Raw genomic sequence first — 13908 nt, forward strand, 5'->3', positions numbered from 1 at the left:
GTTCCCTCGGCCGTGGGTCCCGCGAATCATGGTGGGCATGAACGATTTCGCGGAGAACACCGAGGCAGCGGAGGGCGATCCCGCCCAGCAGCTGCTCGATGCGCTTCGCGCGGAGGGGCCGACGGCGCTCGCCGAGCTCCTGGGTGACCAAGGATTCCTCCTGGTCGAGCTGGCCACCGAGCCCGGTGGCCTCTTCTCGCCGGCGCCCGGCTCCTCGGGACAGTACTCCGCCGTGATCCGACGCCTGCAGGAGCAGCGCTCCGCGATGGACGCCCTGGAGACGCGGTGCATGGTCGCCCTGGCGGATGCGCTGCGGGACGAGGACCGTGCCGCCGCGCAGGCCGATGCCGCGTACGAGCCGGAGGCCGTCGAGCCGGAGGAGGACACGGACCGGCGTGCGGACCGCGCTGCAGCGCGCGACGTCTCGATGAGCACCCGTCGCTCCCCGGACCTGGCCAGCAGGACGCTCGCCTCCGCGCGACGCCTCGTGGAGTCGATGCCGACGATGCTTCGAGCCCTGGCCACGGGCCGGCTCAGCGAGAGCGCCGTCCGGGCCATGGCCGCCTCGGTCGCGCCGCTGGCACCTGCCCAGCGCGAACAGGTCGATGCCCTGCTCGGGACCCGCCTCGCCGCACTCGACGGGTGCGGAACCGAGGAGTGGAAGGGTGCGGTGGCTGCAGCGATCGCAGCGTCCGATGCAGAGGGCGAGAGCCGTCGGCACGAGCATGCCCGGGGAACTCGCAGCGTGACCGTGCGCCGTGGCGAGCACGGGATGGCGGTGGTCTCGGCGCGCCTGCCCGCCCTGGACGCGATGAAGATCCGCAAGCGCCTCTCCCTGGAGGCCGAGCGGCTCCGGGCGAGCGGCGACCGGCGCGGCCATCAGCAGATCCAGGCGGATTCGTTCATCGCGTCCCTCCTCGGCGCAGAGGACGGCATGGACCGCACCGACCTCGATATCGGCGTGATCATCACGGACCGGGCGCTGCTGCATCCGGGACAGGGCGAGCTCGCCCACGTCGAGGGCTACGGCCCCGTGCCCGTCGAAGCACTGCGTCACGAGCTCTCCGGGCCCTTGCGCGAGCTCGCTCAGGATCGTTCGCCGGCCGTCCCGACCGGCGGCCCGGGAACGCAGAATGCTGCCGCGGGACCCACCGACCTCGACCCTGTAGCGGTGGAGACCCGCGGGCTGGACGACGCGCTCGGGGCCGACGCCCCCGCGGTCAGGCTCGCCCTCCGCAGGCTCTACACGCATCCCACCACCGGTGAGCTCGTCGCGGTCGACTCCGTGGCGCGTGAGTTCCCCCGCGCGTTGGCCAGATTCATCCGCTGGCGCGACGTGACGTGCCGGGGCCCGTTCTGCAACGCCCCGATCCGGCACAGCGACCACATCCGGCCCTACGCGGCCGGCGGCCACACCTGCTTGGACAACGGGCAGGGGCTCTGCGCCTTCTGCAACGACAAGGAACAGCAGACCACCTCCGTCGAGCTCTCCACCGAGAGCCCCGGCCATCAGGTGACCTGGACCAGCCGGGGAGGCACCGTGAGGACTACCGGGCCCACAGCCCTCACGGGGCCTCGGATCGAGCCACCACCTGAGCTCACGAGTTCATCGGACACACCACCTCCGCGGGGTGAGCAGGCTCAGCGTGCCGTCGAGGGGAACCTCGGCGAGGGAGGCGGGCCCCGCAGCACCGACGGCACCGTCGACCGTCCCGACTGATCTCGCGCTGTCCAGCTGCCCGCGCAGCACCCACCTCATGCGACCCATCGCCATGCACTGTTCACCATCCCGCCATTCCTGGCGGTTAGCGTCGCGCTCATCCGGCGGAAGGAGGCGGCCGTGGACATCACCGCGTGGGCCATCGGCCTCATGGAGCTCCTCGGCGGGCCGGGCACGGCACTGGTCATCGCCGCCGAGGCCATCTTCCCGCCGATCCCCGGGGAGATCCTGCTGCCCTTCGCCGGAGTCGCCGCGGCGTCGGACGGACAGAACGTGCTGGTCCCGCTGACGTGGACGACCGCCGGGTCGGTGATCGGTGGCCTCGGGGTGTATGCCGTCGGCCGAGGACTCGGACTTCGCCGCACCAGGGCGGTCATCGCCCGCCTCCCGCTGCTGGAGCAGGGCGACGTCGACGCGGCTCTGCGATTCTTCGACCGCTGGGGATTCCCTGCCGTCGTGATCGCCCGCTTCGTGCCGATGGTGCGCACCTTCATCTCGATCCCAGCGGGCATCGAGAGGATGCACGTCGGCCTGTTCGCCCTGGCCACAGGGCTCGGGTCGGGAATCTGGAATGCCGTCTTCGTGATCGCCGGATATGCCTTCGGCCAGGCCGGCGGGGACACCCTGGAAAGCTTCGTGCGGGTCTACTCCGTCGCCGTTGCCGGGGCAGGACTGCTTGCTGCGGTAGGCCTCATCGCCCGCCGACGCCGGGCCCGACGCGGGTCTCCCGACACGGACCCCCACCCAGCACCTACGCTCGAGGGATGAACAGCGATTCGGTCACCGGGGAGCCGCCGGGCCGGTCCGATCACGGTGAGCCGACGGGAACATCCGGGGCCCGGGGCCCGACCGACCCTGCACGTGCGCTGGGCACCCGAGGCCGCGCCGACCGGGCGGCAGACACCGGCCCGACGGCAGAGATCGACCCGACGGCAGAGATCGACCCGGCGGAGGACGCCGGTGCAGCTGCGGACGCCGGTGCAGCTGCGGACATCGGCCCGGCGGCGGACGTCGGCCGCTGGTTCTCGACCGCAGCCCCTGTCGCGGGATCCACCGGTCGGCGACGAGGACCGCGCCTGCCCGCCTGGGGTCCCATGGAGAGCAGCGATTACGGCCTGCAGAGCCCGTCCGACGATGTCGACGCCGCCCGCGACCTGCTGCGCGGACGCCCGGTCGCGGTGCTGACCGGCGCGGGGATGTCCACCGGCTCCGGGCTGCCCGACTACCGAGGCCGCGACGCCGTGCCCCGCTCCCCCATGACCTACCAGGAATTCATGGGGCATGACCTGGCCAGACGCCGCTATTGGGCACGCTCCACCGTCGGCTGGGAGCAGTTCAACCGTGCCCGCCCGGGCCACGCCCATCTGCTGCTCGCCCGACTCGGCCACACCCTGTTCTCCACCCCCGCGGTGATCACCCAGAACGTCGACGGACTGCACCATGCCGCCGGCTCCTCCCCGGTGCTCGACCTCCACGGTCGACTGGACCGGGTGCGCTGTCAGAGCTGCGACGCCCTCTCCTCCCGCGCGGCGCTGCACTCGCGGATGCTCTCGATGAACCCTGAGCTCGCGGCACGGCTGCCCGATCTCGCGGCCGACGCCGCCCAGGCGCCCGACGGGGACGCCGAGGTGGATCGCACCAGCTCTTTCCGCTATCCGCCGTGCCCTCTGTGCGGAGGGATCCTCAAACCCGACGTGGTGTTCTTCGGGGAATCGGCACGCCCCGAAGTGGTGGCCGCCGCCTTCACCGCTCTCGACCAGGCGGAGGCGCTGCTGGTGCTCGGCTCGAGCCTCACCGTGCAGTCCGGACTGCGGTTCGTGCGCGCCGCCGGCAAGCAGGGCACACCGGTCGTGATCCTCAACGACGGACCCACGCGCGCCGACCCCGACGCGACCATGCGCCTGCACGGCCGGCTCGAGGACGTGCTCGAACGCTGGAATGCTGGAACGCCCAGCGCCGAACGACCCCGCACGAACGTCCCGGGCAGGCGGCGGCATGCAAGATATCCCGACTGACCTGCACTGGTCCGCTGCGCTGCGCTGACGTGCACTGCTCCGCTGCACTCCACTGGTCCGCCGAGCGTCAGCCCGCGGCACCCACCAGCACGGTGGCCAGCGCGTGCAGCTCCGCGGAGTCGACGCTGCGGAACTCCAGCACAGGATCGTCCGCTCCCGGATCGAGGGCCTCCATGACGAGCACCTCGTCGCCGGTCGCATACACGCTCGCCTGGCTCACTCCGCCGTCCGCCGTGGTGACGATCGTGAACACGGTCAGCGCGCGCGTGGCGGCGAGCCGCTGCGCGAGCGGGCTCGCCGCGAGCTCGGAGGCACGAACCTGGATCGGCTCCCCGCCGTCGGCGGCGACCCCGGCAGGGTCCACGACAGCCAGCAGACGGGCATTGACCTGCGCTGCACGCAAGGACGTGAAGCGGTGGATGCCGAGCGGGGTGACCTCCTCCTCGAGCACTCCACCCTGATGCACGTAATAGTGGAGCCGCTGCACCTCGGGACCCTGCGCGGTCTGCACGGTGCGCTCGGCGGTGGTGAACAGGGTCGCGGTGCGCCGCAGCACCAGACAGCCGGCGATCATCGGCTCCGCTGTCCACTGCTGGCGTCCGATGCTCGGCTCGATCCCCCCGCTCACCTGACCGGCGGCGATCAGCGACCGCAGCCCCACCCCGGCGGCGAATCGGCGCTGATCAGCGTGCTCGTCGAGCCACGGGGTCGCCGTGAACTGCGCTCGCGCGTAGCCGTCCAGCGCCGCGAGCTGCTCATCGCTCAGGGCGACCAGCATCTCCGGATCGCTCTCTCCCGCACGGTCCAGCACGTCCGCGGCAGCGGCGGCGTCGGCCGCGGAATAGGCGATGGGGGCCTCGGGGTCGCTCGAGCCGAGGCCGGCAGGGAGGTCAGGGACCGCCCCGGGCCCCGCGGGATCGGATGCTCCCGACGGGCCTGCTCGGGAAGGTTCGGGCTGGTCGGCGGGGGTCTGGCTCATACCTCGACACTATCGGCCAGGCACCCGCTTCCGGTGTGGGCCGAGGGACCGCACGACCTGGCGGACTGACGTCGGCTGTCGCCCCGCGGCCGCAGGGCCGACAATGGAAGGGCCGACAATGGAAAGGCCAGCCAGAGAGAGGCCGGCAAGGGAAGTGCACCTCCGCCCCGTGTGAAGGAGACGATCACCGATGACCGCTGACCCCGTGCTGCTCGACCTCAACGCCGATCTCGGGGAGGGCTTCGGTGACTGGTCGATGGGGGATGACGCCGCCATGCTCGACGTCGTGACCACGGCGAACATCGCCTGCGGCGGGCATGCCGGGGACCCCGGCACGATGCGTTCGGCCCTGCGCGGCGCGGCCGCCCGGGGCGTCGCGGTCACGGCGCACGTCGCCTATCCGGACCTGCAGGGCTTCGGCCGACGCTTCCTCGACATCTCCCCGACCGAGCTCACGGATCTCGTGATCGTGCAGGTGGGCGGCTTGCAGGCGATGGCGCGGGCCGAGGGGACCACGGTGCGCGGGGTGAAGCCGCACGGGGCGCTGTACAACGCCCTGGCCCACCACGACGCGCAGGCCGCCGCCGTGGTGCAGGCCCTGCGGGAGCTCGGCGGGGAGCTGTCGCTGCTCGCCGCTCCCGGGGCGGCCGTCCTCGCGCCGGCACGCACGGCCGGGATCAACGTGGTGCTCGAAGGATTCGCCGACCGGGCGTACCTCTCCGACGGGACGCTCCTGCCGCGCAGTCGCCCGGGCTCCGTGCTCACCGACACGAACGCCGTCGTCGACCAGGCGCTGGAGATCGCGACCGGGCGCCGCGTGCGCGCTGACGACGGGACCTGGGTCGGTCTTCCGGTCCGCTCCCTGTGCCTGCATGGGGACACCCCCGGCGCGGTGGAGCTCGCCCGCGCTGTCCGCAACGGGCTGGCGGGGGCCGGCGTGCAGCTCGAGGCGGCTCTGTGACCAGCAGCCGTGAGAGTTCCGTCGCTCCTGAGCTGCTGGGCCCACCGTCGGCAGTGCACCGGGCCGGGGAGGTCTCGGTGCTGGCCGAGTACCCCGACACGCGTGCCGTGCTCGCCGCGGCCGCCGCTCTGCGAGCCCTCGCGCCACCGCACCTGGTGGACCTCGTCCCCGCAGAACGCACGCTGCTGCTGGTCGGCGCCGCGCCGCGCGATCGCCACGAGCTCACCGACCTGCTGAGCGCCCTCCCCGCAGCGACCGAGGAACAGGCCGCCGGCGCGGAGCACACCCTCGCCGTGGTCTACGACGGGGCGGACCTCGCCGAGGTGGCCGACCTGCTCTCGATGAGCACCGACGCCCTGATCACCGCGCATACCGGGGCGCTGTGGACCGTGGCCTTCGGTGGATTCGCCCCGGGGTTCCCGTACCTGGTCGCCGAGGAGTCGGGCACCGCAGAGCCGGTAGCTGAGGAGTCAGGCGCTGGGGAGTCGGGCGCTGAGTATCCGGTCGCTGGGGAGTCGGGCGCCGACGGACGCCCTGCCGACGGCCCGCCCTGGGACGTTCCGCGCCGCGGAGAGCCGCGCACCTCCGTTCCCGCGGGCGCCGTCGGTCTGGCCGCCCGGTACTGCGGCATCTATCCCCGGCCCTCCCCGGGCGGGTGGCAGCTGATCGGGCGCACCGACGCCGAGCTGTTCGACCCGGACCGCACGCCGCCCGCGCTGCTCCTCCCCGGATCACGGGTGCGCTTCGTCGCCCGTCGACCGTCCGCGCGGGCCGCCGTCACGGCTCCCACACCAACCACGTCCTCTACGACGTCCACCTCCTCCACGTCCTCCACGTCCTCCACGACGACCAGAGCATCTGTCCTGGCCAGGGCGAGGTCAGGGGTCGCAGCGGCACCTCGTCGGCTGGGCCGTCGTCGTGATGCCGCAGCGACGCTCCCGCCATCCGGCGACCCGGCGCTCGAGGTGCTCTCTCCCGGGCCGCAGCTGCTGCTGCAGGATGCCGGACGGCACGGCCACGGGGCGATCGGGGTGAGCCCGTCGGGGGCTTTCGATCGGGGAGCGCTGGCCCGGGCCGACGCCGCGGTCGGCAATCGGACCCATGCGACCGCCCTGGAGGCACTGCTGGGGCCGGTGCGGCTGCGCGCCCTCGCCCCGACCGTCCTGGCGGTCGCCGGCGGGGCGGGAGAGATCACCGTGCGCCGGGCGGATCCCGAGGGCACAGCGCTCGAGCTCGACGCCGGCCAGGGTCTGGATCGCGCGATCGCCCTGGATCCCGGCGACGTCCTGACGCTGGGTGTTCCGCTGCAGGGTCTGCGCCGCCTCGTCGCGGTGCGCGGAGGGATCTGCGGCGTGCAACGGGCGTCCGACGCGGCGGTGCACCCTGCCGGAACTGATCACGCTGCCGGAACCGCCGACCACGAGCCGCAGACCTCGGACTCCCTGTTCCTCGGCTCCCTCTCGCACGACACGCTCTCGGGGCTCGGACCGGCGCCGCTGCGCACGGGCGACGTGCTGATCGTCGGCCGCGAGCAGGGGCTCGATGCCGTACCGGATGCCGTTCCCCGGATCGATGAGGACGGCCCGGTCGACGATGCAGCCGACGCTGCGGCCGACGACGCGACCACCCGTGGGGACGACGGCGGGGCAGGATCTCCCAGCCGCCACCTGCTCGAGATCCCGATGCACACCGGACCTCGCGACGACCTCCTCGGTCGCGGCGTGCTCGACGCCCTGCTCCGAGCGGAGTGGACGGTGCGCTCGGACTCGGACCGGGTGGGCGTGCGGATGGACGGTCCGCCGCTGCCGGTCCCCGAGGGAACGGGGTCGCTGCCCAGCGAGGCGATGGTGCCCGGCGCGATCCAGGTCCCCCCGTCGGGCCTGCCGGTCGTGTTCGGCCCGGACCACCCCACCACGGGCGGGTATCCCGTGGTCGCCGTCGTGACCCGCGCGGGGTTGGACCGACTGGCCCAGGCGGCACCCGGCACCTCGGTGCGCTTCACGCCGGCAGCAGGATCCGCCCGCTGACGGACTGCCCCTGCCCCGAAGGCGCCGATGGTGCCACGATGGGGTCATGCCCCGACTGCTCCCGGACCCCGCCTACTTCGCCTCCCTGCCCACGGTGATCAGCTCCGGTGCGGTGATCCTGCGCGACGAGGACGGCCGCTTCGTGGTCGAGAAGCCGAACTACCGCGACCACTGGCTGCTGCCCGGCGGCGGCGTCGACCCCGGCGAGGACCCCCGTCTCTGCGCGCAGCGCGAGGTCGCCGAGGAGCTCGGCCTGGACGTCGAGGTGGGCCGTGTGCTCGCGATCGACTGGATGCCCTCGAGCGCCGTGCGGAGCGCCCCGATGGGCGTGCACTTCGTGTTCGACGCCGGAATGATCCCGCGCGCCCAGCTCGAAGCGACGGTGATCCCGCAGGTCGAGGAGCTCGACGACTGGGCCCTGATCGACGAGGCCGACGCGGACATCCTCTCCTCCTGGGGCGGCGCCCGGGCCCGACGCGCGCTCGCCGTGCTGCGCGGCGAGGCGCTGCCCGATCTGACGGCGCACGACCACCGCTGACGCCCCGCCGACAGCACCCGGTGCCGGCACCGGCACCGGCACCGGCACCGGCCAGGCTCCTGCGCCTGCTCCGGCTGCGGCTCCGGCTCCGGCGCAGACGCGCACTCGCGACCGGCCCGGCCCCCGTCGGGCGCGACCGTGCGTCATGATGTCCCCCGGACCTTCCTGCCCCTCCCGGAGATGACGATGACCCCTGCCCCCGCTTCACCCGACGAGTCCCCCGCGGACCTGGGCAGCACTCTGACCAGGTCGCAGCGCCTGGATCGGCTGCCCTTCACCCGCAAGCACGGGAAGCTGCTGGGCGCCTCCGGCATCGGCTGGGCGCTGGACGCGATGGACGTCGGCCTGATCTCCTTCGTGATCGCCGCGCTCAGCGTCCACTGGGGGATCTCCAAGGGCGACGGCTCCCTGATCGCCTCGGCGGGCTTCGCCGGTATGGCGATCGGCGCGAGCGTGGGCGGTCTGCTCGCCGACCGGATCGGCCGACGCAGCGTCTTCGCCCTCACCCTGCTGGTCTACGGCCTCGCCACGGGCGCCTCGGCGCTCGCCATGGGCGTCGGAGCCCTCATCGCGCTGCGCTTCGTGGTGGGCCTGGGGCTCGGCGCGGAGCTGCCGGTCGCCTCGACCCTGATGAGCGAGTTCGCCCCCGCCCGGATCCGCGGTCGCGTGATCGTGTGGCTCGAGGCGTTCTGGGCGCTGGGCTGGATCCTCGCCGCCGTGATCGGCACCTTCGTGGCCGCTTCGGGGCCGACGGGATGGCGCTGGGCACTCGCGGTGGGTCTCGTCCCCGCGGCGTATTCGCTGGTGGTGCGGTGGGGAATGCCCGAGTCGGTGCGATTCCTGGAGCAGAAGGGGCGTCACGACGAGGCCGAGAGCGTGGTGCGCAGCTTCGAGGAGTCGGCCGGGCTGGATGCCGGGGCAGCGTCCGCCGACAGCTCGGCGCACACGGCCGGCGAGTCAGCGCACGCGGCCGACGGGTCGGGACACACTGCCGGCGCGTCGGAGGATCCCGCGGCACGCGCAGCCGCCACGGTCAGCGCCGCTGCACCGTCGGCCGTGGGCGAGGTCCCGGCGGCGGACACGGTGCGCACCGGAGGAATCTGGTCGACGGCTCTGCGTGCCCGCACCGCCGGGCTGTGGGCGGTGTGGTTCTGCATCAACCTGGCCTACTACGGCGCCTTCATCTGGATCCCGACGCTGCTCGTGGAGCGCGGATTCTCCCTCACCCAGTCGTTCACCTTCACGCTGATCATCACGCTGGCCCAGATCCCCGGCTATGCGATGGCCGCATGGCTGATCGAGGTGCTCGGCAGGCGATGGACGCTCACCGTGTTCCTCGCCGGCTCCGCCGTGGCCGCCACCTGCTACGGCCTGGCCGATTCGGAGGCGACGATCATCGCCGCCGGCTGCGCGCTGAGCTTCTTCAACCTCGGAGCCTGGGGGGCGTTGTACGCGATCGGGCCGGAGCTGTACCCGACGGCGGTGCGCGGCACCGGCACCGGCGCGGCGGCGGCCTTCGGCCGGATCGCCTCGATGCTCGCGCCCTTCCTGGTGCCGGTGCTGGTCGTGGCCGGCGGGCAGGTGCTGGCCTTCGTGGCCTTCGCGATCGCCTTCGCCCTCGCCGCGGCGGCCGCGTTCACCCTGCCCGAGCAGCGCGGACGCGCCCTCGCGGAATAGTGGAGTAGCGGAACAGCGGAACAGCGGAACAGCGGAACAGCGGAACAGCGTGACCTGACCACGCCCGGGACGTGCCGAGGAGCGCGCCCCGCAGAGCGACGGAGCGTCGTGTCGAGAAAGGTGCCAGTCGGCTGGCACCTTTCTCGACGTGACGTCGGCGGGCCGTCGGCGCTGGGCCGTCGGAGCCGCCGCTACGACGCCGGTCAGGCCTGGTCGAGGGACCCGTCGTAGGCGCAGATCGCGTCGACCTTCGCGGCAGAGGAGGACTCCGGGTCGAACTCGAGGTCCAGCCACACCTTGACCAGCTCCTTCGCGAGCTCCAGCCCGATCACGCGCTCGCCCATGCACAGCACCTGCGCATTGTTCGAGAGCACCGAGCGCTGCACCGAGTACAGATCGTGCGCGGTCACGGCGCGGATACCGGAGACCTTGTTGGCCGCGATCGCGACGCCGAGGCCCGTGCCGCAGACCAGCAGCGCTCGGTCCGCCACACCGGCGGCGATCTTCTCCGCGGCCTCGACGGCGACGTTCGGGTAGTACGTGCCGTCCTCACGGCCGGTGACGCCGACATCGACGACCGAGTCGACGCGGGGATCGCTCTCGAGAAGCTCCTTCAGCGCGCTCTTGTGGCCGTACCCGGCATTGTCGGATCCGGTGATGATCTTCCAGCCCATGACTGCTCCTTCGTAGTGGTCGTGACGTCGTGGTGGTCGTGTCGACGGGGTGTTCATGTCGACGGGGTGTTCGGGTCGTCGGGGTGTTCAGAGTGTTCGTAGCGGGATCGGCGCTGGCGGCCAGCGCTCAGCTGCTCAGCTGCTCCCCGAGGAGGGTCACGATCTTCGAGAAGGAGATCGCGCCCGGGTCCGGGGTGCCCACGGACTTGTCACCGTGGTTGCGGGCCCGGCCCATGGTGGCGGCGATGTCCGCCGTGGCCTCGGCGGCGGCGGTGGCCTTCTCGGCCGCCGCGACGACCGCGTCGGCCGCAGAACCTGCCGCATCCTTCGCGTCGGCGAGGGCTTCCCGGAAGGGCACCGCGGCGTCGACCATCGTCTTGTCGCCGGGCTTCGCACGGCCCAGCCGCTCGACGGCCTCGACGGCCTGCACGAGACCGGTGAGGAGCTGCTCGTCGCTCACGGGCTCCTCGTCGGCGAAGGCGCTGCCGAGGCTGGTCAGGGCCGCGCCCCACAGCGCACCGGACGTGCCGCCGGCCTCGGCGGACCAGGACGCCCCGGCCTGCACGAGCACGGTGCGTGCCCCGGCGCCGGACTCGGTGACGCGCTGCGCGGTGGCCTGCGCGGCGCGGATGCCGAGCACCATGCCCTGGCCGTGGTCGCCATCGCCGGCGACCGCGTCCATCCGGCCCAGCTCCGGCTCGAGCTCACCCAGCAGGGCCTCGACCTCGCCGAGGATCGCGGTGATCCGCTCGGCGCTGCCGCGGGACCCCTCGGAGGCCTCGGGGATCGGGTCCTCGCCGGGGGTGTACAGCTCCCCGCGCTCCTCCCCCAGGTCGCCGCCCACCGTGCCGCCGCGACGGAAGGCGGGGGTGTCGGCCGGGGCCAGCCAGTGCTGCTCGAGCTCCTCGTCCAGGCGCATCACGGTGAGCGAGAGCCCGGCCATGTCGAGGCTGGTCACGTGCTCGCCGACTTCCGGTCGCACCAGCGTGAGGCCGGCGTCGGCGAGGAGCGCCGAGGCATGCTTCCACACCACGAACATCTCCTCGTACTTCACGGTGCCCAAGCCGTTGAGGACCACGGCGACACGGTCGGAGTCCAACTCGGGGGTCTCCTTCAGCACGCCGTCCACGAGCACCTTCGCGAGCTCCGCGGCCGACGGCATGTCCACCTCGTCGATCCCGGGCTCGCCGTGGATGCCCAGGCCGATGGCCATCTTCCCCTCGGGGACGTGGAACAGCGCATCGTCGGCGCCGGGCAGCGTACAGCCGTCGAACGCGACCCCGAGGGACCGCGTGGCGTCGTTCGCCTTCCAGGCCAGGCGCTCGGCCTCCTCGAGGTCCGCGCCGGCCTGGATCGCGGCGCCGGCGATCTTGAACACCGTGAGGTCGCCGGCGATGCCGCGGCGGTCGCGGTGGTCCCCCTTCGCCCCGGAGGCCACGTCGTCGCTGACCGCGACGATGCGCACATCGATGCCCTCGGCGCGCAGCTTCTCCGCGGCGACGCCGAAGTGGAGCACGTCGCCCGCGTAGTGGCCGAAGCCGAGGATCACTCCCCCGCCGTTCTCGGCGTTCTTCGCCACCGAGTAGACCTGGTCGGAGGACGGCGAGGAGAAGATGTTGCCGCAGGGGGCGCCGTGCGCGAAGCCCGGGCCCACCCAGCCGGCGAAGGCCGGGTAGTGCCCGGAGCCGCCGCCGACCACGAGCGCCGGCTGGCCCTTCACGGTGGCGTTCTTGCGCACCACACCACCGTGGACCTGCAGCAGCTCCTCGGGGTGGGCGGCCACGAGGCCCTCGACGGCGTCGGCGGGGAAGGACTTCGGATCATCGAAGAGGTAGGTCATCGGAGTCTCTTTCGGTCGGAGGCGGGGACGGACGGGGGCTGGATCAGGACGCCGCGGTGCTCGCGTCGGCCTCATCCTGCACCTGCTCGCCGTGCAGGCGGGGCTGGTGCACCTTGAAGAAGAAGGTCATCGTGAAGGCGCAGGCGTACAGCAGGATGAAGGCCCAGACCACGCCGACGTTCCCGGCGAGCGGACGCACGATCGCGACCACGGCGGAGCCGAGGAAGGTCGCGCCGCCCGCAGCCGTCGTGTACATCGCCATCGCGGCGCCGGTGTGCTTCGGGGCGATCGCGGGCATGATCGCGCCCAGCGGCACGAAGCCGGCGAGCAGGATGCCGAAGACGGTGCCCGCGGCGACGGAGACCACGAAGCCCCAGTCGGAGCCGGCCGGGACCATGTGCGGCACGTACCACCACAGCAGCAGGCCGATGGCGGAGCCGACGATGCCGAACCAGCGCACCGTCTTCGTCCAGCCCCACTTGTCGCCGAGCGTGCCGAAGGCAGCGTTGAACAGGATGTTCCCGGCGTACACGATCGCGGTCATGACCAGCCACTGCGACTGGCTCCAGCCGAGGCCGCCGTCGTCGATCGACCCGGCGATGACGTTGGGCAGGATGATGAACATGCCGAACTCGGGGGCGGTGTTGATCAACCGGGTCAGGAAGCCCATCGCGATGCGCTTGTTGGTGAAGGTCAGGCGCAGGCCGGAGAGGATCACGCCCGCGGAGGACTCGCCCTGGGGCGCCAGGCGCATGGAGCCGTGCTTCTCGCGCACCCCGAACCAGGCGATGAGGAAGCCGGCCACGACCACTGCCGTGGAGGCAGCCATCGCCCCGGTCTGCCCGGTGTGGCCGCCGCCGAAGCCGCCGATCAGGAAGACGGCGACGATCGAGCCCAGGGTTGGGAAGCCGCCGGTGAACATGACGTAGAACCAGCCGACGCCGGCGCCGTTGCGCTCCTTGTCGATCACGGCGTTGATCCATACCAGGAACGCGAAGGCGAACAGGGGGAACCCGAAGCCGCGCAGGAAGTAGGAGATCGCGATGAGCGGCACCGACTCGAGCTGGAGGGAGCCGAGGAAGGCGAGCTGGAACACGACCCACACAGCCACGCCCAGGGCCATCACGCGGCGCGGGCCGATGAGGTCGGAGAGGGCCCCGGCGAGGTAGGAGCCGATGAGCACTGCGAGGCTGTAGGCGGTGATGATCTTCGCCGCGAGGTCGATCTTGTCGTCGCCGCCGCCGAAGGCCTGCGCGATGTGCGGGGAGACGAAGTTCGACTCGATGCCGTTGCCGGTCATGAACACGAGCACGCCGAGGAAGCCCCAGCGCAGCACGTGGGGGATGCCGAGGCGGTCCAGGAAGGTCTCCCGACCGCCTGTTCCACCGATCGGACCGGCTGCCTGCGTCGCCGAACTCATACAGGACACTCCTTCGTGTGGGCGCGGCCGGATCCCCGACCTTCGAACGCGACCCCG

The 13908-nt window shown here is 72.4% G+C and carries 11 protein-coding genes; 7 read left to right on the forward strand and 4 right to left on the reverse strand.

Annotated features, from left to right (window positions below; all coding sequences use genetic code 11):
* The first annotated feature begins 37 nt into the window (after positions 1-37).
* The 3 genes from ACT3T5_RS10055 (at position 38) to ACT3T5_RS10065 (ending at position 3735) form a co-directional block, all read left to right on the forward strand.
* Positions 38-1720 (forward strand): DUF222 domain-containing protein, encoded by a 1683-nt coding sequence (locus ACT3T5_RS10055; protein ID WP_444594276.1) that lies wholly within the window; start codon positions 38-40, stop codon positions 1718-1720.
* A gap of 120 nt (positions 1721-1840) precedes the next feature.
* On the forward strand, positions 1841-2488 hold the full coding sequence (locus ACT3T5_RS10060) for a DedA family protein (protein WP_193116967.1): 648 nt from the start codon (positions 1841-1843) through the stop codon (positions 2486-2488).
* Positions 2485-3735 (forward strand): Sir2 family NAD-dependent protein deacetylase, encoded by a 1251-nt coding sequence (locus ACT3T5_RS10065; RefSeq protein ID WP_444594277.1) that lies wholly within the window; start codon positions 2485-2487, stop codon positions 3733-3735. Before ACT3T5_RS10060 ends, ACT3T5_RS10065 begins: the two co-directional genes overlap by 4 nt.
* Before the next feature lie 67 nt (positions 3736-3802).
* Here the strand turns inward: ACT3T5_RS10065 and ACT3T5_RS10070 are convergent, their stop codons facing one another.
* On the reverse strand, positions 3803-4714 hold the full coding sequence (locus tag ACT3T5_RS10070) for a hypothetical protein (protein WP_193116966.1): 912 nt from the start codon (positions 4712-4714) through the stop codon (positions 3803-3805).
* 190 nt (positions 4715-4904) lie between these two features.
* On the opposite strand from ACT3T5_RS10070, the gene ACT3T5_RS10075 reads away from it, so the two are divergent.
* The 4 genes from ACT3T5_RS10075 (at position 4905) to ACT3T5_RS10090 (ending at position 9917) form a co-directional block, all read left to right on the forward strand.
* Positions 4905-5675, forward strand: coding sequence for a LamB/YcsF family protein (locus ACT3T5_RS10075; protein WP_444594278.1), 771 nt, complete (start codon positions 4905-4907; stop codon positions 5673-5675).
* On the forward strand, positions 5672-7702 hold the full coding sequence (locus ACT3T5_RS10080; RefSeq protein ID WP_444594279.1) for a carboxyltransferase domain-containing protein: 2031 nt from the start codon (positions 5672-5674) through the stop codon (positions 7700-7702). The genes ACT3T5_RS10075 and ACT3T5_RS10080 overlap by 4 nt, the downstream gene beginning before the upstream one ends.
* 46 nt (positions 7703-7748) lie before the next feature.
* Positions 7749-8240 carry an NUDIX domain-containing protein gene (locus ACT3T5_RS10085; protein ID WP_444594280.1) on the forward strand — a complete coding sequence of 164 codons (492 nt, stop codon included), beginning with the start codon at positions 7749-7751 and terminating at the stop codon, positions 8238-8240.
* Between the two features lie 186 nt (positions 8241-8426).
* Positions 8427-9917 (forward strand): MFS transporter, encoded by a 1491-nt coding sequence (locus ACT3T5_RS10090; RefSeq protein ID WP_444594281.1) that lies wholly within the window; start codon positions 8427-8429, stop codon positions 9915-9917.
* 203 nt (positions 9918-10120) lie between these two features.
* Here ACT3T5_RS10090 and ACT3T5_RS10095 read toward each other — a convergent pair whose 3' ends face one another.
* The 3 genes from ACT3T5_RS10095 to ACT3T5_RS10105 all read right to left on the reverse strand — a co-directional run bounded on the left by ACT3T5_RS10095 (position 10121) and on the right by ACT3T5_RS10105 (position 13851).
* Entirely contained in the window at positions 10121-10591 is a 471-nt protein-coding gene (locus ACT3T5_RS10095) for a ribose-5-phosphate isomerase (protein ID WP_444577276.1), read from the reverse strand.
* A 127-nt stretch (positions 10592-10718) separates the two neighbouring features.
* Positions 10719-12431 (reverse strand): dihydroxyacetone kinase family protein, encoded by a 1713-nt coding sequence (locus tag ACT3T5_RS10100; protein WP_193116961.1) that lies wholly within the window; start codon positions 12429-12431, stop codon positions 10719-10721.
* A gap of 43 nt (positions 12432-12474) precedes the next feature.
* Positions 12475-13851, reverse strand: coding sequence for an RbtT/DalT/CsbX family MFS transporter (locus ACT3T5_RS10105; RefSeq protein WP_193116960.1), 1377 nt, complete (start codon positions 13849-13851; stop codon positions 12475-12477).
* Positions 13852-13908 lie beyond the last annotated feature (57 nt).

It is taken from the genome of Brachybacterium sp. AOP3-A1-3, from assembly GCF_052378285.1.
GTDB lineage: Bacteria > Actinomycetota > Actinomycetes > Actinomycetales > Dermabacteraceae > Brachybacterium.

Excerpts from the sequence above, each read along its gene's own strand:
- ACT3T5_RS10055 (WP_444594276.1), top strand. The coding sequence starts at position 38 with ATGAACGATTTCGCGGAGAACACCGAGGCAGCGGAGGGCGATCCCGCC.
- ACT3T5_RS10065 (WP_444594277.1), top strand. The coding sequence starts at position 2,485 with ATGAACAGCGATTCGGTCACCGGGGAGCCGCCGGGCCGGTCCGATCAC.
- ACT3T5_RS10070 (WP_193116966.1), bottom strand. The coding sequence starts at position 4,714 with ATGAGCCAGACCCCCGCCGACCAGCCCGAACCTTCCCGAGCAGGCCCG.
- ACT3T5_RS10075 (WP_444594278.1), top strand. The coding sequence starts at position 4,905 with ATGACCGCTGACCCCGTGCTGCTCGACCTCAACGCCGATCTCGGGGAG.
- ACT3T5_RS10085 (WP_444594280.1), top strand. The coding sequence starts at position 7,749 with ATGCCCCGACTGCTCCCGGACCCCGCCTACTTCGCCTCCCTGCCCACG.
- ACT3T5_RS10090 (WP_444594281.1), top strand. The coding sequence starts at position 8,427 with ATGACCCCTGCCCCCGCTTCACCCGACGAGTCCCCCGCGGACCTGGGC.
- ACT3T5_RS10095 (WP_444577276.1), bottom strand. The coding sequence starts at position 10,591 with ATGGGCTGGAAGATCATCACCGGATCCGACAATGCCGGGTACGGCCAC.
- ACT3T5_RS10100 (WP_193116961.1), bottom strand. The coding sequence starts at position 12,431 with ATGACCTACCTCTTCGATGATCCGAAGTCCTTCCCCGCCGACGCCGTC.
- ACT3T5_RS10105 (WP_193116960.1), bottom strand. The coding sequence starts at position 13,851 with ATGAGTTCGGCGACGCAGGCAGCCGGTCCGATCGGTGGAACAGGCGGT.